This window comes from Chloroflexota bacterium (genome assembly GCA_016235055.1).
Lineage (GTDB): Bacteria > Chloroflexota > Anaerolineae > JACRMK01 > JACRMK01 > JACRMK01.
Genome location: JACRMK010000022.1, coordinates 13,330 through 32,877, shown reverse-complemented (window position 1 = coordinate 32,877; position 19,548 = coordinate 13,330). Strand labels below are relative to the sequence as shown.

Below are 19,548 nucleotides of genomic sequence, written 5' to 3'. Positions count from 1 at the left end.
GTCCGACTGCCACTGATGATCTCCAACACGACCTGCGCTTTGAAATCGGGTGTGAAGTTACGATGCTTGCCCATCTGGACCCCTTTCTGGGTGTATCATACTGTTAGTTTCCTAGGTGTCCAGTTTTTGGGGTGCAGCACAAGCTCCTGGGCGATGCGTTCGATATCTTCGGTGGTGGCTGTTTTCTTGCCCCGAAAGGCCAGGTCGCGCAGGATCTCGTCCAGGACCTTGATCGCGTCGCGCGGCAAGCCTTTCGAGTAGGTGAATATGGCCTTGTAGCCGCCTTCGTCCAGCGGAGGCGACGGCTCGCCACCAGCCACCATCCAACGGAAGCGCACCATGTCCTCCAATTGCTCCACGCTCATCGGGTTGATCGCCGCCGGGAACATCCGCGAGGCAAGCTCTTTGTAGCGCAGCACTTTCTCGGCCAGTTCTTCCTGACCAACCAGCACGATCTGCAACAGCTTGACCGTTGCCGTCTCGAAGTTGAGTAGGTAATGGACGAGCTTGAGGCAGTCGCGTGTCAGGTTCTGCGCCTCGTCCACGAGCAGGACGGGAATCCGGCCCTCTTGGTATTGCTCCAGCAGGAAGTTCTCGAGGTTCTTCAGCGACTGGTCGTATGAGCGCCACGTCGGCACCTCGAACGTATCCAGGATGATGCGCAGAAAGGCGTTGCTGGTTTTGACGTTGGGGGAGATGAGTATGGCGACATGGTAACGCTCGTCCGCGCACAGCTTCTCGTAGAGCCGTCGGAGGATGCTCGTCTTGCCGCCGCCGACCGGACCGCTGATGTAGAGGGGGCCGATTCGCTCGCGAGCCATGTACTCGCACTTGGCGAGCGTTTCCTGCACCTGATCGGACAGATAGAGGAAGCGCGGATCGGGTCCGATCCGGAAAGGCTGCTCCTTGAGTTCGAAGTATTCGAGTACATCCATGCCGTATTTGAGACAACTACAGCATCTGTTATCTCAAGTTGGCGGCGGGTTGTCAAGGGGCAAAGAAGGACATGGACGGCTTCAGCCGATCTCGCCGGGGTGCGCGCATGCTGTATAATAGGGCCACGGAGGAGATTCGATGAACGCGGCCAGACTCAAGGGACGAATCAGCATCGACAGGCGACTGATCGTTGACCACTTGCCAGCAGGCATGGCACCGGGCGCAGTGGAGGTGATTGTCTTGCAAGCTGATTCGCCCAAGCCTGCCAAGCGACCGAAGCGTCGGGCGGCGAGCCATCCGGCGTTTGGCATCTGGGCCAATCGCACAGATATCGCCGAGTCAGCGGCCTATGCGGCTGAACTGAGGCAACGCCTCGAGACGCGAAGCAATGGGCGAGACTGACGCCGGCTGGTTATTGGACACGTCGATCCTCATTGATCTGCTCCGCGGCAATGCGCGCGCCAGGCGATGGATCGACTCGCTGCCGGCTCCTTCGCGCATGGTGTCCGTCATCACTGCGGTAGAGCTCTTGGCGGGGTGCCGCAATCAGTCCGAACAGCGCGCGATTGAGCGCGAATTGTCGTTCTACGAGCTGGTGTGGATCGACGAAGACATATCGCGCTCCGCACTCGACCTGTACCGCCAGCATCATCTGAGCCACGGCGTCGGATTCCTGGACTGCGTCATTGCTGCGACGGCGGCTGTGCGCAGTCTGCGACTTGCGACGCTTAATCTGAAGCACTTCTCGCCGCTGCCTGGAGTCCAGACAGAAGCTCCATTCAAATAGGCAGTCGCCGACGTCGCGCATGCTATTCGCCCGCTGTTCAAACTGTAGTTTCCGCTGACTCATCCAGATCAACTTGCCGCCGGGCACCGCCATCACATAGCCCACAGAATCACGACTCGTTGTTTGCTATAGGCTACAAACCGCCTTCGCAAGATTCTGGAACAGGGCGAAACGGAAAACCTACGCCCTGGGGTCGTAATCGTGACACCAGAAGGTCGCGGGTTCGAGCCCTGCCTCGCCCATTTAACCCCGCTCCCGGCAGCGGCCGATGCACGCGTTCAGGCGTTACACGCCAGAAGTGCGCATCTTGGAGTTTGCCCGTTCCGGCACTGTGACCACGACGCGAGTCATCGGCACCCCGGCCATGGCGTATACGGCGAGGCCCTACTGCACCACGTATGGCACGCCTGCTGTGCCTATCCCCGCTTTGGCACGTCGCGCGATGCGCTCGCCCTGTGCTGAGCGCCTGAAGCGACGCCTGCATGACGGCACGCCCGCAGGCCGCAGCGCGCCTCTGCGTGTTCCGCCGTGGATTGCCCGGCAATTGTCACGCGGCGACGCCGATGTTATACTGGCATATAGCGCTTTGGACGATCCGGCCGGCGCGCCTGCGTCGGCCGGCCATATTGATTCGGACGCCGGCAGTCCCCCGGCGCTCCCTGGAGGCAACCGATGGGTCTCTTGGACCTGCTCATGCAGCGCATCTCACGTTTCTTTCGCGGCCTGATCTGGAACTCCGCGCCACTCGAGGAGAAGATCGACCTGGCGGAAGAAGAAGAGCGCGGCAACCTGGCCACCATCGTCAAGAGCGCGGGCAGCATCCGCGGCGCGGCGCTGGATGTGATGACGCGCGTGCAGGAGATCGGCCCGAAGCTCGCCGAGTCGACCGACGACCTGGACGATGCCAACCGCGAACTGGGCGCGGCCCAGCAGGCGTACGCGGCCAACCCGACGCCGGACGTGGCGGACCGGGTGGCGCGGGCGCAGAACATGCTGAACCTCAAAGCCTCGGTGGTTGACACGCTCTCCCAGCAGATGAGCGAGGCGCAGTCGGCCTACAAGCAACTGCAGGGCGAGTTCACGAACGCGAACGCGCTGGCGCAGTGGAAGCAGGCGCAGAACTCCCTGCTCGAAGTGCAGCACGACGCGCTGCGCGGCCGCGCCGCCTGGGCGGAGGCGCAAGGCAAGTTGCTCGAGGCCCAGCGCGCCATCGCCAACGTCGGCAGCGCGCCGCTCTCGGAGAACCTGCTCAACCAGGATGCCAAGCAGTTGCAGCGGCAGATCAACCGCGACGCCGGCGAGATCGAGGTGCTGCACGGCCTGATCCGTAACATGGGCGGCACCACGTCGCTGCCCGGCAGCGGCGTCAGTTCCGGCGCGCGCGCGGCGATTGCCGCGTCGAATGCGCGCCTGGGCGTTGCGCCGTCGAGCACGGCGTCGTCGACCGATGCACAAGCGGCATCGCGCGCGCAGTCGGCCAAGGAGTGAATCCCGCCGCGGACTGCGGCGAGGAGCGCCTGATATGAACCAGCCGAAGGAAGATCTGACGCCGTTTGGCGTGCTGCTGCTGCGCGTGATGCCGACGTTGGCCGCCATCGGCCTGCTGTGCGCATGCGGCTACTTTTTCATCCTGCCGAACGCGCCGGAGTGGCTGGCGGGCCGCGTCGCGCTGCCGTTCTTTGCGACGGCGGCGCCGACCGCGACGCTCACGCTGCGACCGGCCGCGCCGACGGCAGCCATCGCTGCGACCGCGCCTCGCGTCGGCACAGCCACGCAGACACCCGCGCCGACGTCCGCCGCCCGTGCGACGACCGCGCCCAACCTAACCGCTGCTGCCGGCACGCCGCGCCCGGCCGGCACCACCGTTGCTCTGCCCACCGCCGCGCCGAACACCAGGAAGTTGCTGTGGGGCGTCGTCGACTTCCCGTCGTACAACGCCTCGATCGGCGCGCTGTACTTTGGCCCGCAGAACGGCGTGGATATCCAGGTCGTGAACCTGACGGGCCAGAAGGAAAGCGACCTGTGCAAGTGGCTGCTGACCGACGACGGCCAGGTGCGCGTGCTGTTCGACACGCCCAACAGTCCGGTGGCGTGCAGCGGCGCGAAGGCGGCCGTCAAGTCGATCGCCTGGGTGGACAAATCCGACGGCGCGGACGGCATGGTCTGCCGCAAAGAGGTGACGACCTGGAACCAGGCGCTGAGCGGCCGTGTGATCGGCGCGGGCGACTTCTCGGTGTCGCAGGTGGCGTGGTACCAGATGAACTACGCTCTGCAGAACCCGCCGGGTCAATACGTTTCGGCCGACGATGCCGGGCCGGCGCATGATACCTGGATGCAGGACGCGAGCATTCCGTGCGCCGTGCTCTGGGAGCCGTGGATCAGCGGCAGCGACCAGATCAAAGGCGCGCTGACTGTTCCGGGCGCGCACCTGCTCTGGTCGACCAAGGCGTGGGCGGGCATCAACGACGTCATCGAGTACCGTTACCAGAGCGAGCTGTCGCCGCAGATCCGCGCGGGGCTGAAGTCGTATTTCCAGTTCCTCAAGCTGATGATGGAGGACAAGGACAAGGCGTGGACGATTCTGGCCGGCATTGCCCAGGCCGGGCAGGACGATGGCGTCTTCTCGTACACGGTCAAAGACGACTTCTACAGCGATCTGGGCCTGACGGCGCAGGCGACGTTCGACCAGAACCGCGCGCTGTTCGGCGGCGCAGACCAGGCGTTTGCCGTCGCGCGCTTCGACGAGATCAAGGAAGTGATCAAGCTCTCCAACGGCGCGGTGAAGGACGGCGCGAACGACCAGCCGATCGACCCGGCGAAGCTGCCGGAGTCGGCGCAGTACATCGACAGCCGCTACGTGCAGGCACTGGCCAACGACCCGGACCTGCAGACGCAGGCGAAGCCGGTCAACCCGAACTTCAACACCAAGGTCATCGGCTCGCTCAAGGGCGACATTCAGAACGAGGCGTTCCAGACCTCGATCGGCCAGCTCAAGTCGCTGTTCATCGAGTTCGGTCCCAACTCTGCGGTCATTCTCGACCGCAAGGGGACGGCCGAGCAGGTCAATTCAATCGTGGTGCCGCTGCTGCGGCTCTGCTCAAGCTGTTCGGTGCGCATCATCGGCCGCTACGCACTGCCGACGACGTGTATCGACTGCACGGTCGAGGCCGGGCGGGCGCTGGCGATCCAGCGCGCGCAGGCGCTGCGCAAGTTCATGGAAGCGCCATACGCGCTCGATGCGGGCGGGGTGCCGACCGGGCTGGGCTTCCCGGCCGGGCGCATCATCACGCCGAACATCGCGCACGATCCCGAGGCGCGCGACGCCGACCCAAACAGTACGATCAACCGCTCGCAGCGCCGCGACGACCTGGACGTCGTGACAAGCAACGCGTACTAGCAGGCGAGCGCCGTGCAGTACGCAACGGCGACGGAGCAACTTCTCCTCCGTCGCCGTTGCTTGGCTTATGCCGTTTCGCCTATGTATTCTGTCTCGGCGAGCTTGCGCCGGCCGTTGTCGCAGCAAAGGGAACCAGTTTTTCGAGCGGGATTCTGCACCCACTAAATACGATAATCCAATTGCTCCGGCGTCTCAACCACATATAGCCGGTACCGTTCTCTGCGCTCTAGTGCAGTTTCGACTTGAGAATGTCCCCTTGGCCAGTCATGCTGAACGCGAAGGTCGGGTGGCGGGCCCGTGATTAGCTTCACGCGCGAAGCACCGCAATGGCTGCAGCATTTGATGCATTCCACTTGGCTGAACTTACCTAAAACAGGTAGCGCTCAGCCGGTCGTCTCGGCGAAGGTCAACTCGTACGACAGCGCGCGGCCGTTGGGCGAGCCGAGCGAGTAGACCAGATCGCTCGTGAGCGACTCCGGCTTGCCCACGTAGACGCGATGCGGGCCGCCGCGCGGCGGCCTGAAGCGGCTGCCGGGGCCGAGGTGGAACGTCACCTGCCCGGCGGCGGTGCGCAGGGTTTCGTGGCCGTCGGGCCACTCTTGCGTCACGTAAACGTTGGCGGCCAGATTGCCCGCCGCATCCTGCACGCGCACGATGATAACCGGCTCCGCGCCGGGCGCGATGTGCGCTTCGCACAGCGCATAGAACCGCTCGCCGGGGTCGGGCTGGAACGCCAGCGCCTTGGCATGGTGCGCGCCGAGCGCGCGCGGAAACTCGGGAGTCCTCATCAGCGCTGATTATAGCACGGCGGGCAAGTTGACGGCCGCGCGCGTGCGGCATAGAATGTGGAACTATGAAATGGATTACGCAATCCCCCGAGCAGGCGCTGGGGCATATCCTGTGCCATAATATCGCCGACACGCAGGGCCACAAGGCGCTGCACAAAGGCACCGTGATCGGCCAGCCGGAGATCGCGCAGTTGCGGGCGCTCGGCGTGGCCGAGGTGACTGTCGCGGTGCTGGATCCGGGCGATGTGCACGAAGATGAAGCGGCGCACCGGCTGACCTATGCGTGCGTGGGCGAAGGGGTGTCGATCAGCGACGCGGGCGGCGGCCGCGTCAACCTGCTGGCGCGGCAGGCTGGCATCGTCAAAGTCAACCGCGAAACGCTCCAGCAAATTAACGAGATCGACGGGCTGACCATCGCCACGGTGCGCCATGACCGGCTGGTGACGGCGAACACGATGGTCGCCACCATCAAGATCCTCCCCTATGCCGTGAGCGAGGCCGATCTGGTGCGCGCCGAGCGCATCGGGCGGGCCGGCAGCATCATGTCGGTGCGGGCGTTGCGCCGCATGCAGGTTGGCATCATCCTAACCGGCAGCGAGGCGGCGCGTGAGCGGATCGTCAAGGCGTTTGCCGCGCCGCTGCGCGAGCGTGTCGCCGAGCTGGGTTCCGAGGCGCGTGACATTTCGTATGTGGCGCATGCGCCGAAGGCGATTGCCAGCGCCATCGAGTTGATGCGCGTGGCCGGCGCCGGGCTGATCATTATCGCCGGCGAGACATCGATCATGGACCGCGAGGACATCACGCCGCGCGGCATCGTGCTGGCGGGCGGCGTGGTCGAGCACTACGGCGCGCCGGTCGAACCCGGCAACCTGTTGCTGCTGGCGTATATCGGCGGCCTGCCAGTCATTGGCGCGCCGGGCTGCGTGCGCTCCCGCGACGAAAACGTGGTGGACCTGATATTGCCGCGACTGTTGAGCGGCGAGCGCCTGGCGCGCGCGGATATCGTCAATCTGGCAGATGGCGGATTGCTCATCTGACATACGCCGGAAGTCTCATGCCCCGGTTGCCGGGCAAGGTGTTTCCATATGATCGAAATCGCCCCATCGCAAGTGTACACCATCCGCGATGTTGCCGAGTACCTGAAATGCTCGACGCGCAAGATTCACCGTCTGATTGCCGGGGGCGAATTGAGGGGCTTCAAGATCGGCAACCAGCGCCGCATCAAGGGCGAGGAAATCCTGCAGTTCATCGAGCGCCTGGGTGGCGGCGCCGTCGATCCGATGGTCGCGCCGGCCGTTCAATCCGAGCGGCTGTACTCGCTGCGCGAGGCGGCTTTGATCCTCGGCGTCGAGCCTGCCGACATCGCTCATATGCTGCGCGCCGGCAAACTGCCTGGCTTCCGCGTCGGCATGGACTGGCGTTGCTGGGGTCGTGACCTGATCCGGCTGAGCGGTGCGGCTGACGATGGAACGTTCGTGCCGCGTGACGGAACATCAAACACAGTCCAGCCGCCGTTGCTGCCGGACGAGCCGGGTCTGAAGGTGGAGCCGGATGACGATCCATCCGCGGCGGGGGCCGAACCAGCCGCCTGAACTGTTCAGTGCTGCGACCAGGTGACAGCCATCAGCGGTGTTGCCCTTCCGATCTGCGCCTGCGAGCGATCCGATGAAGTTGACTTTGCTGGGAACCGCGCCGGCGCTGGCCAGCGCCGAACAGGAGCATATCTACTCGCTGCTCGATGGCCCGGCCGGTTTCTGGCTGCTCGACTGCGGCGGCAGCGCCGCGCACCAGTTGTTGAAGCTGGGGCGCGATCCGGCGCAGTTGCAGGGACTGCTGCTCACGCACGGACACGCCGACCACATTTACGGCCTGGCTGTCTTTGTGCAGGACCTCTGGCTGCGCGGCCGCCGTTCGCCGTTGCCGATCTACGGCAACGCCGCGACGATCGAACGCGCGCGCAGCCTGAACGAGCTGTTTGTGCCGGAGTTCATGCTGGCGTTCGTCCGCTACCACGTCATCGCCGAGCGCTCGCGCACGCGTGTGATGGAGACGGCCGATTTCCGCGTGCTGGCGACGCCAACCATCCACTCGTTCCCGTGCCTGGCGTACCGGTTCGAGCCGGCCGCAGGCGGCCTCGCGCTTGTCTACGGCGCGGACAGCGCACCGAGCGCCCAGGTCGTCGATCTGGCGCGCGGTGCGGGTATACTGTTACACGAGGCGTCGGTCCTGACCACAGCCAGCATCGATATCGGCCACTCGACGGCCGCGGAGGCGGCTGCCGTCGCCGCCGAGGCGGGCGTGCCGGAACTGTGGCTGGTCCACACCAACCCCGGACTGCATCGCGACGGCAACCCATACCTGGCGGAGGCCCGGCGTGTATTCAGCGGTACGCTGCGCCTGGCGAAAGACATGGACACCATCGATTTCTGAGGCGCGTCAATGGCGGTAATTTGTATCCGGCGGGCGCCAATGAATGCGCCCGCTTTGCGCGTATAATGAAATGACGGTGGACGTATAGCCGCTTCTTACCCTGGGGAGGGTATTAGCCATGTCATTTCTCAAGTTCAAGAAGCCGGAGTTGACGGACGACCAGAAGCGCCGCCTGCCGCCCGGCCAGGTGCTGACCGACAAGTGGCCGGTACTGCACGCCTCGCACGTGCCGCGCTTCGACCCGAAAACGTGGGACTTTCGCATCCGGGGTCTTGTGGAGCAGCCGGTGCGCTGGACGTGGGATGAGTTTAACCAGCTGCCGATGACGTCGGTGACCTGTGATATCCACTGCGTCACGCGCTGGAGCCGCTACGACAACGTCTTCGAGGGCGTGCACATCCGCGAGGTGTTCAAGCACGTCAAGTTGCTGCCAGAGGCGCGCTACGTCATGCAGCACGCCGACCCGGACTACACAACCAATATCGCGATCGACGAGTTGCTGGACGACGACGTGATCGTGGCGCTGAAGCACAACGGCCAGCCGCTGACGGCGGAGCACGGCGGCCCGGTGCGCCTGGTGGTGCCGAAGCTCTACTTCTGGAAGAGCAGCAAATGGCTGCGCGGCTTCGAACTCATGCCGCAAGACGCGCCAGGCTTCTGGGAGATGTATGGCTACCACATGCACGGCGACCCGTGGACCGAGGAGCGTTTCGGCGGCTATGTCGAGCAGACGATGCAGAGCGTGCGGAGCAGGACACAGAGCAACCGGTAAGACCGATTGGAGCACCACGGTGAATTGAGCATTCGCCGTGATCGGGGACACCGTTATTGCAATTGCCTAGTCAGTTGAAAGCGATGGAATCAGCGCATTGGGACTGGCCTTCCCACGAAAGTGGGAATGTCAATATGACGCTCTGTGTGCACCAGACGGCACACGCCACGAATCCAACCAGAATTTGATTTGGCATGGCCTTGGCCCCCCTTGCCGAAGCCGATGCACAGGCTTGGCTCGCTCACTGTGGCTCTACCGCTTCATAGACTGATTCGGAATTCGCTCTAGGCTGGTGATCTTCTGCAGCCTTTGCGCCGCGACCCACTGGTTGTTAGTCGTGCGGACGGCTTCTGCATCGCCGCGAAAATCCCCGGCTTTGACTGTCCCTGTATTGACAGAGCATGTCCACCACAGGCGACCTCATTGCGCCAGCCTGCCAATCAAGCATGTGCTGTTCAAGTCACGTTCTCGGATCCCGCTCCAACAAGGCTGCCAGGGCTAGACAGATGCCGCCGATCAGCAGGTTGCCCATGGGAGGCGAGATCAGTTCGGCCATCAGTTGGACAGCAGCCCAGGGCATGCATAGCAGCACATAACCCGCTATGATAAGCAGTCCTTCACGCCAGTCGGGAGCAAGAGGCGACACTCGGGCGCTATTGAGGATTCCCTGTGTGTGGCCGAGCGATTGCTGGTAGCCAAGTAGCAGTAAAGCGAGTAAGCCGAATGACAAAGCCACACCTTGTGCCAGAATGCTCCACTCGGCCCAAGTTCCCAGCCCCGCAAGCAGCACGCTGGCCATTCCCACGTAGATCATCCCCATGCCAACGCCCATGGCCGATGCGGCCCAGGCGCGCAAGAACAGGGCAATGCGCTCGCCCGGTTGCTGAGGTGCCTCTCGCGGACGGTTGCTGCCGCCGACGTTCAATTTCACGCACGCCAAACATGCCTGCAACAACGCCGCTGCTCCCGCAATGGCTGTCAGCACCGCCATGACCTGCGAATCCGGCAGTCGGGGATGACGGTCGCTAAGCCACAGCATAGAGCCGGTGAGGAGGTGCATGGCACCGAACATCGCATTGCCATAAGCTAGCTGGTGCAGAATATCCGGTTGGCCGAGCCAGCCGCCAACCGTTGTGACCAACCCCGAGAGCTGGGTTTCGTCTTCTATACCTTCGTTGACATACAGAATGGGGAGGCACCAATCCAGCGTCCGGGACAACCGGGTCGCTAGCGCCGAACGGCCTGCGGCTACCGCGGAAGCAACATCGCCCTGAGCCTGCAGGGCTGCATAAAACTCCGGGATGAACACGCCAGCGGCTTCCTGTGTTATTGGCCCCTGCATAGCCACCACATACGGGAATCCACTGCGCGCCATGTCTAGCGCCACTCCGCCTGTCGATCCGCTCCCGCATGCGCTCAGAACCACGAGTTGAATACCTGCCGCACTGCCGAGTACGTGCTGCAGCTGTCCGCCCGTAATATGCTGTGTTTCTCCATTTGGACCGGCGAATAGCAGGTGCCCTTCGGTTCCGTTCGGTGCGCGGGATACCCCGTGCCCGAGAAAGTGAATCGTGTTTGCCTGGCGTTGCTCCACGGCGGTGCGTAAACGCTCCAGTGAACCCGGATCAGTTACCAACGTATACTTTCCGGCTGGCACTGCGTCGCGAATGGCGTCCTGCTCGGTGGCACGCAGTTGCGGATCGATCGGCCATTCTGCGGGTTCAGCCACCACGTGGACGAGCTGCAGCGGGTGTCTGAGCTGCGACGCTGAACGCCGCGCGGCGCCTCGAATGCGACGGACGATGCGCAGCTGAGAGGAGTGTGCTGCGAACAGCGGGGTACGATGGAACAGCAGTTCCCATGGCAGGCTGAGGAGGTTTACGGCGGAGTCGCCGGTCTCAGCTTCCAGCACCAGACGCAGGATGTTCCGGCGCGTGGCAACCGCTTGCACGGCGCGTGGCAGGCTGGCCTGAAATGACAGCGGGAGCAGGCCGAAGAGCTGGAGTCCCAGATTGGTCTGGATTGACGTGGTACTTGCATTCGATCCCTCGAAGAACTGGCTGAGTCGGATCTCGGTTTCCAACGCCTCGCGCAGATCGTCAAGCTGGCGCCCGATATCTACGCGGAACTCGCCGGTTTGAATGGGCACCGGGCTGTGGATCGCCTGTGCCTGAAAGACCCGCGGATCGTCGTAATAGGTCTGCCGCCAGAAGCGAATGACGATATCAGCCACGTGACGTCGCAGCGGAAGAGCCGCGCGGTTAGCGGCTCTTGCGCAGGGTAGACTGCCATTCCGCAGCGTCAAGCGCATAAGCCTGCGCCAGCTTCTGTGCGACAGGGAGGGGTATGCGCATCTGTTGCGTCACTGCGTCAGCGGCCATTGCGACGCTGCCATCCCAATCCGAACTGTGTTCAGCGGGCAGTTCTGTCGCCAGGGTCTGGCTGGTGAAGTACGCGAACACGAGCACCTGAAACGCCTCGACCGGTTCGCTGCTCAGTGTTGCCTTGTACGCGTGCCCGAGGTCGAGCGTGCCTGCGCCGGCCAGTTGCCGGAAGAATGGCCCGGCCAGTCGCCCGAGACGAGGCAACTGACCGGGAGCCAGCCGCGTCAGAATTCGCTCGGCGATCTGTTGCGCGATGTAGGTCAGTGGGGGTACCGATGGTAAAAATGACAGATCGGGTTTCGGCGCGCCCGCCGGCTGAACCGGGAGCTCAAGCTCGTCGAGTCCCGCTTGTAGCAGTTCAAGGTAAAGACCCGAACACGATTCGCAACGATCGAGATGCTGTTTGACCACCGGCCGTGCCTGCGCAACCGGAACACCGGCCAGCTCGTCATCCACGTAAGCGGCCAATTCATCCAGCACATGATCGCCCGGGTTGGTACCGGTAAGGGCGCCAGCCAGATGCCGCGCTGTTGCCGGCGCATTCGGACGGCGTTGTAGCAGATCGCGCAACGCCTGCAATTTCGCTGAGGGATTCATAGCAGGTCGTTCAGGAACTTGAGATCGAGTCGCACCGGTTGATCTGCCGCATACTCCTCGTGTAACTCCGCTACACCGCTTTCCAGCAGTTCAACATACATTGCCATGCAGTCCATACACGTCGCCAGATGAACCATGAGCGGCTGATGAGCGCTGCGGTCAGTAGTATGGCCGGCAAGCTCAAGATCGATGAACGACGCCAGCTCGGACTGGTACTGGTCGCACACGGTCGCGGGCGATGGCGTACCCAGCGTTGCCAACGCCAGGCGCGACACCGGGTCGGATATTCGGCGATCGTGCAGGCGCACTTGTCGTCGCGCCCGTTTGGCGGTCAGGCTGTTATTCATGAGTAGTCATTGCGAAGCAGTGCCCATAGCCAGCTCAATGGGTATCGAGCCAGTCGCTGATGGCATCCAGAAAATCGTCGCAAGTTCTGAGCACCGCCAGCGCGCGGTGCTTCAGCACGGCAACATGGCCCACGTTGATTTTCAGCAGGTCGGCTGTTTCCTTGACGCTGCGCTCGTTCAGGAACAGTTCGATGATGACGCGTTGTTGATTCTGGTTGTGGGCCAGACAGCTCTGTATGGCGCGCTCGACATGCAAGCGGACCGCATCGTCTCCCAATCCCCGTATTGGCGCCGGCGGGGCTGGGATATCGTCAGCCGGGTTCTGCGGATCCCCGTCATCCGGCAATTGTCCGGCCATGCTTGATTCGGTGCGAAGTTCATCTTTCAGCATATCTCTGATCTGGTTGAGTGCAACGATCTGGGCCCATTTAAGAAAGCTTTGCGGGTCCCGACATGTCGCCAACTTGCGCCATACCGCCTCGAGCGTGCGTTGTAGGCATTCTTCAGACCGGGAAGCATCTCCGAGCCGCTTGAGCATGATCGGATACAAGTAGGCTGCGAGCTCGATGAATGCGCGCTGCTGGCGTGTCAATCCGGCTTGGCTGCAGGCCTCGTGCAGTGTGGCGCCATAGCATCTGAAGATCGCCAGCCGGATCGCGTTGATCTGTGGGAGCGGCCGAACGGCATCCCGTTGGGAAACCTCGACGCTGAGCAGCGTTCGCGCCACGAAATCCGTGCGTGATTCCTCCAGTTTCCAGTCCCGCTTCGTCAATATCGTATTGACTTCGCGTTCGCACGCTTCTCGCAGATCGTTGTTCATCTCGCTGGGTGTCCGGTTTGTTGCCACAGTATAGCACGATCCCGTTGCGTACAAAGAAATGCCAAGCGCGTTGGGCGAGGCATTCTCGCGGCGCTCAACTGTAATGATCGGCGATTTTTCGCGTCTTCCTTAGCGCAGGCCTGCAACATTCTTGCATGGAGGAGGACGTAGGCATGAAGCACAAGCTGAAGACACTGTTGTTCGCCCTGGTGCTCGGCTTTGCCGTCGTTGCATCGGCGGTGGCCCCGACCGCCGCGACCGCTCAGGCGTGTTGCATTTGCCCCGGCGGCACTTGCTAGAACGGATGACGAGCCGGTGGGCGCCCACTGGCTCGTCATCTATCATTACCCCGCGCCAAAGACGTTGAAGGCAGCCCATTGGTAGGGTGGCAGTCCGTCGCGCAGGAGCGCGAGCTGTGCACGCTGCAGCGCCCGCGCCGGTGACGCGCCGGCGCGCAGTGCGCCGACCTCGCCCTGGCACGCCGAGAGCGTCACCAGCGCCGGCCCCAGCCGCAGGTCGAGGATGTCGGTTGCGCTCAGGTCGTCGCCGTGCAGCCGGATGCGCGCCTGCACCGGCGCGATGCGCCCGGGCGCCGCGTGCGCCGCGATATGGATCGCCGTCATGCCGGCCAGCGTGCCCTCCGCACTCATCCGGCGCAATGCCTCGGGCGTCGCGTTGGGTCCCCACAACACGCACGCTTCCGCGCCCACAATCCCCGCTATTGCATTGATCTCTGACCGCGTGTGGTTCAGCGCCGGTGCGCGCTCGCCATAGTCGGACAGCCCGCACAGTAAAGCGGGGCCGCGCGCCGGCGCGACGCGGTTCAGCAACGTCTGCAGCGACGGCGCATAGACGATCGGCGCGCGCCCGAGGGGATGATGAACAGCGCGTCAGTGATCTGTGCTTCGGCCGCGAAAAACGGCGCATCCATCGCTATATATTGCTGCTGGCTGGACAGCAGCAACGCAGACGCCGATTCTTACCGGTCGAGTGCCCACAGCGTTATGCCGCGCACGTAGTCGTTGCGTGCGCGGTCGAGAGGGGCATCGTACCGGTCGAAAACAGCCTCAGTTTGATCGAGTAGTGGCAGTGTCGGATTAACTCGCGTTGGAAAAGTTACCCAGGCTGTCTCGCGCCAGCTGCGTCGAGATCGGCGCTGGCATCTCCAAACAGCCGGGCCGCTTTCTCAAATTGCTCAACTGAGACGGTATGGTGATTGGATCGGAACGCGACTAGCCCGCGTACGAACTCCGCGTGTGCCGTCAGCAGCGGATCGGATAAGGTGGCATCGGCTTGCGCTTCGGCCAGCACCGCCTCCGCACTTGCATCGCTTCCGGTCAGTTCCAGCACGACGCGGGCGACGTCGACGGCCTCATTGAGGTGATCGGTAAAGTTGGCAACGATCGCGAGTTGCAGCGCGCAGGCGGCATCGGCCTCGCAGTCGCCCGTCGAACGGGCCAGCACGGCGGCGAGCGTGCGCGTGCCGGCTGCGACGTCGCGCGCGGCGGCGTACAGCGCGGATGACATCACGAACGGGCTTAGTCGCTCAGCGCTTCAATGTCAAGCCACACATGGGGTAGCGGCGCCATCACGACCGCGGCCGGCAGGTCGTCAAAGTTGGCGCGGCCGTCGGGATCGGCATTACGGCTGAGCGTCACGTCACCCCAGGTAAGCCGTACGCGCAGCGCGGGCTGCGGGTCGCCGCTGACTGTGATGCAGAACGCGAGGCGGGCATGTGCGCGTGCGGGTTGCTCGGCCTGCACGCGGATGTTCCAGTGGTCTGACTCGACACTCAGCGACTCGGCCAGCAGGGTCAGCCACGAAGCGGTGGCCTCGTCGCCCCGCGCGGCGAATGCAGCCGGTTGCTGGAAGCGTGCCGCGATAAAAGCCGGATTGAAACGCACAACCAGGCCGCGTCCCGGGCTCAGCAGACGCGGTCGCGGCGTGATCTCGGCCGGCGCGATCGGCAGAACCGGGTGACCGCCGGGCGGGGCCGGCGGCACGGGTTCGCCGATCAGCGCTCGCAGGTCGAATTGGCAACGCGCGCAGGTGCGCAGGTGTGCTTCGAGCTCGGGGTCACGCCAGGCCGGGTCCGCGCCGTGCGCGATCGCGGCGGCGAAATCCGCCAGCGTCTCGGCCAGCGCACTGCACGTCGAGTCTTCGCCATGGCCCGCCGCGTCGGCGTCGAGCGCAGCCGCCAGGTTGCGCAGGCGGTCGCGCGCTGCGCCGGGCTCACGGATCTGCTTGCGCCAGCGTGCCAGCCACTCCTCGGATTTGTCGTCCGATTCTAGTTGCGGATTATCTGTCGAATTCACAATCTGCCATCGCTACTAGACTAATGCAGGAAACCATGAGTTGCTTTCAACCATTTCGTAGCTCGCGCAGGCGCGTTTGTGCCCGGCTGCGGATCGTCTGCACGTTGCCCACCGTCTTGCCGAGCAGCGCCGCGATATCCTTGTCGTCCATGCCGTCCAGTGTGCTCATCATCACCGTGCGCTCCGCCGGGCTGGCCAGCGTGCTAATCGACCGCAGCAGCGCATCGGTCTGCTCCAGATCCTCGAACGGCGTCTCCGCGCCCGGGTCGACAATCTCCTCGTGCAGCGGCATGTCGATCCCGTCACGCGGCGCGGCATCGAGCGAAACCAGTTTGCCTGGCGAGCGGTCGTAGATGTCGGTCGAGCGGCCACGGCCGTGGATGACGTTGATCACGATCCGCCGCGCCCAGGCCGTGAATGGCGTATCGCACGGATACTGGCTCTCGTAAATGCGCCCGCAGGCGGCGCTAGCGACGTCCTCGGCTTCCTGTTGTGCACGCTCGGAGCTCATGCCGACCGTCAGGTAGCGGAGATAGGCGACTGCCTTCAGGTCGTCGTAGAGCGCCTGCCAGGCGTTGCTGTCGCGCCGTGCCAGTTGCTGGATCTGTCCCAGGTGCGCGTGGTAACAGCGCACCATCACGTGTACATAGTCGCGCAGGCGCGATGCATCCAGCACGCTCGTTCGGGGTAGTCCCGCCAGCTTCTGTGGTCGCTGGTTGACAAGGTTGGGTGCCAGCCGTCCGGCAAGCCAATCAGCGTGCGCGTCGAGATCGGCCGCCCAGTCGGGCGCCTCGTTCTGGCAAAACACTACCAGCACCTCGCGTACGACTGCGCGGGCGTTGTTGGGATCCAACGGCATGGGTGTCGTGGGCGGTCAATGAGCCGGCGGTTTGAGCGGGTGCCATGTAAGCGAACCGGGCTGGAGTGCATTATAGAACAGTAGCAATGGACGTCAATTCGAGTGAGCGAACGCGTAAACATCGACGAATACGTAGTGCGTAATCTGTTGCCGTGTTTGACCGACCGCGCGTACCCGCGTCCCCTTGAGATCGCACAGGCGATGGTGCGGCACGACCACGATGGGGCAGCCGCGTTCCTCGGCCGCCATATCAGCAATTTCATGTTAGCCGTTCTGGACGGCACGAAGCGTGAGTTTAGCTGCTACCCCGCCGAGCGGTCGCGCAGCGCTACCCCGACTCGCTGAAGGCGATCGACATCGGGCGCGCCGACGTCGTGTGCGTCGCCAGGGAGATGTGCTTCGGGAAACGCACGGAAGAGCCTTGGCACCGTGCCGCGTTGAGGACCTGTCCCCCTGGTCGCCGAAAAGCCGCAGCGGACGGATCTGGAATGGCATAAAGATGGCACATTTGTGGCGGAAAGGGCATTGTATTTGTCGCCCAACTGTGCATAATAGCAGTCATTGGCCGCTCATAGCGGTTCATGCAACACGTCTCATTGCTCGATTCACAGTCGCACTCAGGCCGCCGCATACAGCGCACGTTGATCTCGCGAGCAAGCCATGTTGGATTCGTACGCTCTCGTCGAATCTGCCCTCGAACATCTGTGGGACCACGCCTACCTGGGCAGGCACCCGCTTGTCGGTGTAGCAATGCGCCGGATGCCGACTGAATCCTCCAGACCCACATCGTTCCTCGCTCGCGGAAGAATCTTTAGTCAGTTTATGCAAGAATGCATCGGCGAACTACGAATGCCGGAACCTAATGGCCACCTAAGTCGTGAAAAATACTACCACGATATTCTGTTCTACTGCTATGTGCGCGGGGAGACTAATGGCGCGGTGGCTGAACGCTTAGACATATCGCCGCGTACCTTCTATCGCTACCGCAGGCAGGCGATTGAGGCGATGGTGCAACTGCTAGAGGACAGTACAGGTTAGCCGGTAGCGCTGAGTGTATACCCGCGCAGGAGGCGGACCATGGATCAGTTGATGACCGTTCAGGAAGTGGCTGACTACCTCAAGGTGAGCAGAACGACGGTCTGGCGCTGGTGCTCGGACGGTCGCTTGCCGGCCTGCAAGGTGGGACGCGGGTGGCGGGTGCGGCGCAAGGACTTGGAGCGATTTGTTAGTCTGAGCGCACTTGAAGTTCGCGAGGTCGCTGATCTTGCGTTGGAAATCGACCAAGCGTAATTCGGAAGGTGCATGGCAATCGGGCCGAAGGACTGCGAACCCACCTTGTGCCACCAAAAGGCGTCCCATGGGAACGGCGAACGGCACGCGTTGAGTAGTCCCATCAACGTCTGCCTTGCACGAGTTTTCATAGCAACGTCATAGCACAGTGACTTATGGATACCAACGCTCTTTTCATAGTGATGATGGGCGCGATCGTCATTGCCTTCTTCGTGATGGCCTTGACCTCCAGACCGCCACGTGGTGCCGGGAGCCCTCCGCGCTCCGTGCCCGGCGCGTTCTTGACGGATGGCAGCGGCAGGCAAATCCCGTTGACTCGAAAGGCGATGGCGGTGGGGCGCGGCCCGGGCAATCTGATCAACATCGAGCACGACTTCGTCTCGCGCAAACACGCCATCATCGTGTTCGAGCGTGGGCAGTATCTGCTGACTGATCGCGACAGCCGTAACGGCACCTATGTCAACGGTCAACGCATCTTTAGATCACCGTTGAAGTCCGGCGATCAAGTCGAGATCGGGCCTGCGCGCTTTGTGTTCCAGCGTGCGGGTGACCACGGAAATACGGCGGAGCCGAATCAAGGTACCGGACCGCAGTCGCCTCAGCGGCCTCCCGCAGGCGATCCCCCGGCGCATCCCCAGGGACAGATCGGCGAATACCAGATTGTCGAGCAGATCGGCTCGGGAGCGATGTCGGTCGTTTTCAAGGGCATCTCGAGACGGAACGGCCAGGTGGCGGCCGTCAAAGTATTGAAACAAACAGACGACTACATTCGAAACAAGTTCGCTAGTGAGGCCAAGATCGGTCAAAAGCTGAATCACCCCCATATCGCGCGTGTATACAGATTCGGCACGTATAGGGACACCTATCAGGACACATTTTATATTGCCATGGAGTACGTTGATGGCGGGTCTCTGCGTTCTCGCTTGATTCCGTACAGGCCGCTCCCGTTTGATCAGGCAGTTATCATAATAGGACAAGTCTGTGAAGGCTTGGATTATGCATACCGTACGGCCCAAGTGGTGCATCGAGATATCAAGCCTGAAAACCTAATGATTGATGCCCGCGTTGGTGTCAAGATTATCGATTTCGGCATTGCGCGTATCACGTCACATGTCACGCAGACCTCCGACGGCAAAATAATCGGCACCCCATACTATTTGTCCCCCGAACAAGCGCGGGGCGGGCAGGAAGATCTCGACGCCCGTACCGACGTCTATTCGGCGGGCATCGTCTTGTATGAGATGCTTGCCGGGCGGCCGCCGTTCACAGGGGAGCCGCTCGCCGTGGTTAGCCAGCATCTGATGACGCCTCCCCCGCCGCCGAGCACATTCAACCCGTCGATCCCGCCGCATCTGGAGCAGGTCGTAATGCGCGCCATCAGCAAGGACCCTAACCAACGATATACGAACGCCATGCAAATGGCGCAAGACCTTGGCTATTACCCCAGCATGGCCCTGAGCTTGCCGCCGGTGACAGCGGACAATCAGCCTGGCAATGCTCGGCGTGCAGCCCACACGCATCATCTACTGGTTGTCGACGGGCCGCAAACCGGACTGCGCATCGCGCTGGGTGACGGCGCGGTGGTGCTGCACCGGCGTGATATTGATGCCATGGACAGCCAGATTTCCCGTGATCATGCGCGGCTGACCTTCCAGGCCGGGCGCTTTGTTATTGAAGATCTGCGCTCGCGTAATGGAACGTTCGTGAACGGCGACCGCATCTACGAACCAGCGATCCTGCGATCGGGAGACCAAATCCAGATCGGAAGCACGACCCTGCGCTTCGAAAGCGGCATGTTCGCATCCGGTCCCAATTTCTCATAAGCA

Annotated in this window: 22 protein-coding genes; 12 read left to right on the top strand and 10 right to left on the bottom strand. The window is 62.8% G+C overall.

What is annotated here, in order from left to right:
- Nucleotides 1-95 precede the first annotated feature (95 nt).
- Nucleotides 96-935: an AAA family ATPase gene (locus HZB53_06165; GenBank protein MBI5877214.1), complete on the bottom strand. Its 840-nt coding sequence runs from the start codon at nt 933-935 to the stop codon at nt 96-98.
- 139 nt (nt 936-1,074) lie between these two features.
- Here HZB53_06165 and HZB53_06160 point away from each other — a divergent pair, with 139 nt between their 5' ends.
- From HZB53_06160 to HZB53_06145, 4 genes are all read left to right on the top strand, one after another.
- Nucleotides 1,075-1,338: a hypothetical protein gene (locus HZB53_06160; protein MBI5877213.1), complete on the top strand. Its 264-nt coding sequence runs from the start codon at nt 1,075-1,077 to the stop codon at nt 1,336-1,338.
- Nucleotides 1,325-1,723 (top strand): type II toxin-antitoxin system VapC family toxin, encoded by a 399-nt coding sequence (locus HZB53_06155; protein MBI5877212.1) that lies wholly within the window; start codon nt 1,325-1,327, stop codon nt 1,721-1,723. The genes HZB53_06160 and HZB53_06155 overlap by 14 nt, the downstream gene beginning before the upstream one ends.
- 672 nt (nt 1,724-2,395) lie before the next feature.
- The gene (locus HZB53_06150) at nt 2,396-3,211 is read left to right on the top strand and encodes a hypothetical protein (protein ID MBI5877211.1); all 816 of its coding nucleotides are present in this window, start codon (nt 2,396-2,398) and stop codon (nt 3,209-3,211) included.
- Between the two features lie 34 nt (nt 3,212-3,245).
- Nucleotides 3,246-5,120, top strand: coding sequence for a hypothetical protein (locus HZB53_06145; GenBank protein ID MBI5877210.1), 1,875 nt, complete (start codon nt 3,246-3,248; stop codon nt 5,118-5,120).
- A gap of 383 nt (nt 5,121-5,503) precedes the next feature.
- On the opposite strand, the gene HZB53_06140 is transcribed toward HZB53_06145, so the two are convergent.
- On the bottom strand, nt 5,504-5,908 hold the full coding sequence (locus tag HZB53_06140; GenBank protein MBI5877209.1) for a hypothetical protein: 405 nt from the start codon (nt 5,906-5,908) through the stop codon (nt 5,504-5,506).
- Between the two features lie 65 nt (nt 5,909-5,973).
- Between HZB53_06140 and HZB53_06135 the strand changes: the two genes are divergently transcribed.
- From HZB53_06135 to HZB53_06120, 4 genes are all read left to right on the top strand, one after another.
- On the top strand, nt 5,974-6,945 hold the full coding sequence (locus tag HZB53_06135; GenBank protein MBI5877208.1) for a molybdopterin-binding protein: 972 nt from the start codon (nt 5,974-5,976) through the stop codon (nt 6,943-6,945).
- Between the two features lie 48 nt (nt 6,946-6,993).
- Complete coding sequence (locus tag HZB53_06130) at nt 6,994-7,500, top strand: helix-turn-helix domain-containing protein (GenBank protein MBI5877207.1); 507 nt, start codon at nt 6,994-6,996, stop codon at nt 7,498-7,500.
- A gap of 73 nt (nt 7,501-7,573) precedes the next feature.
- Nucleotides 7,574-8,338, top strand: a complete 765-nt coding sequence (locus tag HZB53_06125; protein MBI5877206.1) for a ribonuclease Z — start codon at nt 7,574-7,576, stop codon at nt 8,336-8,338.
- 118 nt (nt 8,339-8,456) lie between these two features.
- Entirely contained in the window at nt 8,457-9,110 is a 654-nt protein-coding gene (locus HZB53_06120) for a sulfite oxidase-like oxidoreductase (protein ID MBI5877205.1), read from the top strand.
- Between the two features lie 460 nt (nt 9,111-9,570).
- Here the strand turns inward: HZB53_06120 and HZB53_06115 are convergent, their stop codons facing one another.
- The 8 genes from HZB53_06115 to HZB53_06080 all read right to left on the bottom strand — a co-directional run bounded on the left by HZB53_06115 (nt 9,571) and on the right by HZB53_06080 (nt 16,432).
- Nucleotides 9,571-11,343 (bottom strand): CHAT domain-containing protein, encoded by a 1,773-nt coding sequence (locus tag HZB53_06115; protein ID MBI5877204.1) that lies wholly within the window; start codon nt 11,341-11,343, stop codon nt 9,571-9,573.
- 28 nt (nt 11,344-11,371) lie between these two features.
- Nucleotides 11,372-12,091 (bottom strand): hypothetical protein, encoded by a 720-nt coding sequence (locus tag HZB53_06110; GenBank protein ID MBI5877203.1) that lies wholly within the window; start codon nt 12,089-12,091, stop codon nt 11,372-11,374.
- On the bottom strand, nt 12,088-12,438 hold the full coding sequence (locus HZB53_06105) for a hypothetical protein (GenBank protein MBI5877202.1): 351 nt from the start codon (nt 12,436-12,438) through the stop codon (nt 12,088-12,090). The genes HZB53_06110 and HZB53_06105 overlap by 4 nt, the downstream gene beginning before the upstream one ends.
- A gap of 34 nt (nt 12,439-12,472) precedes the next feature.
- A complete protein-coding gene (locus HZB53_06100) occupies nt 12,473-13,258 on the bottom strand; it encodes a sigma-70 family RNA polymerase sigma factor (protein MBI5877201.1) in 786 nt (261 codons plus the stop codon).
- A 344-nt stretch (nt 13,259-13,602) separates the two neighbouring features.
- Nucleotides 13,603-14,088, bottom strand: a complete 486-nt coding sequence (locus HZB53_06095) for a CHAT domain-containing protein (protein MBI5877200.1) — start codon at nt 14,086-14,088, stop codon at nt 13,603-13,605.
- 286 nt (nt 14,089-14,374) lie between these two features.
- Nucleotides 14,375-14,785, bottom strand: coding sequence for a hypothetical protein (locus HZB53_06090; protein ID MBI5877199.1), 411 nt, complete (start codon nt 14,783-14,785; stop codon nt 14,375-14,377).
- Nucleotides 14,786-14,796: 11 nt separating this feature from the next.
- The gene (locus HZB53_06085; GenBank protein ID MBI5877198.1) at nt 14,797-15,573 is read right to left on the bottom strand and encodes a hypothetical protein; all 777 of its coding nucleotides are present in this window, start codon (nt 15,571-15,573) and stop codon (nt 14,797-14,799) included.
- Nucleotides 15,574-15,619: 46 nt separating this feature from the next.
- Nucleotides 15,620-16,432, bottom strand: coding sequence for a sigma-70 family RNA polymerase sigma factor (locus tag HZB53_06080; protein MBI5877197.1), 813 nt, complete (start codon nt 16,430-16,432; stop codon nt 15,620-15,622).
- Nucleotides 16,433-16,534: 102 nt separating this feature from the next.
- Between HZB53_06080 and HZB53_06075 the strand changes: the two genes are divergently transcribed.
- From HZB53_06075 to HZB53_06060, 4 genes are all read left to right on the top strand, one after another.
- Complete coding sequence (locus tag HZB53_06075) at nt 16,535-16,777, top strand: hypothetical protein (protein MBI5877196.1); 243 nt, start codon at nt 16,535-16,537, stop codon at nt 16,775-16,777.
- Nucleotides 16,778-17,092: 315 nt separating this feature from the next.
- Entirely contained in the window at nt 17,093-17,470 is a 378-nt protein-coding gene (locus tag HZB53_06070; protein MBI5877195.1) for a hypothetical protein, read from the top strand.
- 39 nt (nt 17,471-17,509) lie between these two features.
- The gene (locus HZB53_06065; protein MBI5877194.1) at nt 17,510-17,722 is read left to right on the top strand and encodes a helix-turn-helix domain-containing protein; all 213 of its coding nucleotides are present in this window, start codon (nt 17,510-17,512) and stop codon (nt 17,720-17,722) included.
- Between the two features lie 155 nt (nt 17,723-17,877).
- Nucleotides 17,878-19,545, top strand: coding sequence for an FHA domain-containing protein (locus HZB53_06060; protein ID MBI5877193.1), 1,668 nt, complete (start codon nt 17,878-17,880; stop codon nt 19,543-19,545).
- The last annotated feature ends 3 nt before the right edge of the window (nt 19,546-19,548 follow it).

What these genes read in the sequence shown, in the direction of transcription:
- HZB53_06065 (MBI5877194.1), top strand. Translation starts at nt 17,510, where the DNA reads ATGGATCAGTTGATGACCGTTCAGGAAGTGGCTGACTACCTCAAGGTG.
- HZB53_06070 (MBI5877195.1), top strand. Translation starts at nt 17,093, where the DNA reads ATGTTGGATTCGTACGCTCTCGTCGAATCTGCCCTCGAACATCTGTGG.
- HZB53_06155 (MBI5877212.1), top strand. Translation starts at nt 1,325, where the DNA reads ATGGGCGAGACTGACGCCGGCTGGTTATTGGACACGTCGATCCTCATT.
- HZB53_06130 (MBI5877207.1), top strand. Translation starts at nt 6,994, where the DNA reads ATGATCGAAATCGCCCCATCGCAAGTGTACACCATCCGCGATGTTGCC.
- HZB53_06145 (MBI5877210.1), top strand. Translation starts at nt 3,246, where the DNA reads ATGAACCAGCCGAAGGAAGATCTGACGCCGTTTGGCGTGCTGCTGCTG.
- HZB53_06080 (MBI5877197.1), bottom strand. Translation starts at nt 16,432, where the DNA reads ATGCCGTTGGATCCCAACAACGCCCGCGCAGTCGTACGCGAGGTGCTG.
- HZB53_06165 (MBI5877214.1), bottom strand. Translation starts at nt 935, where the DNA reads ATGGATGTACTCGAATACTTCGAACTCAAGGAGCAGCCTTTCCGGATC.
- HZB53_06090 (MBI5877199.1), bottom strand. Translation starts at nt 14,785, where the DNA reads ATGTCATCCGCGCTGTACGCCGCCGCGCGCGACGTCGCAGCCGGCACG.
- HZB53_06140 (MBI5877209.1), bottom strand. Translation starts at nt 5,908, where the DNA reads ATGAGGACTCCCGAGTTTCCGCGCGCGCTCGGCGCGCACCATGCCAAG.
- HZB53_06160 (MBI5877213.1), top strand. Translation starts at nt 1,075, where the DNA reads ATGAACGCGGCCAGACTCAAGGGACGAATCAGCATCGACAGGCGACTG.
- HZB53_06120 (MBI5877205.1), top strand. Translation starts at nt 8,457, where the DNA reads ATGTCATTTCTCAAGTTCAAGAAGCCGGAGTTGACGGACGACCAGAAG.
- HZB53_06135 (MBI5877208.1), top strand. Translation starts at nt 5,974, where the DNA reads ATGAAATGGATTACGCAATCCCCCGAGCAGGCGCTGGGGCATATCCTG.
- HZB53_06110 (MBI5877203.1), bottom strand. Translation starts at nt 12,091, where the DNA reads ATGAATCCCTCAGCGAAATTGCAGGCGTTGCGCGATCTGCTACAACGC.
- HZB53_06125 (MBI5877206.1), top strand. Translation starts at nt 7,574, where the DNA reads ATGAAGTTGACTTTGCTGGGAACCGCGCCGGCGCTGGCCAGCGCCGAA.
- HZB53_06150 (MBI5877211.1), top strand. Translation starts at nt 2,396, where the DNA reads ATGGGTCTCTTGGACCTGCTCATGCAGCGCATCTCACGTTTCTTTCGC.
- HZB53_06100 (MBI5877201.1), bottom strand. Translation starts at nt 13,258, where the DNA reads ATGAACAACGATCTGCGAGAAGCGTGCGAACGCGAAGTCAATACGATA.
- HZB53_06105 (MBI5877202.1), bottom strand. Translation starts at nt 12,438, where the DNA reads ATGAATAACAGCCTGACCGCCAAACGGGCGCGACGACAAGTGCGCCTG.
- HZB53_06060 (MBI5877193.1), top strand. Translation starts at nt 17,878, where the DNA reads ATGGATACCAACGCTCTTTTCATAGTGATGATGGGCGCGATCGTCATT.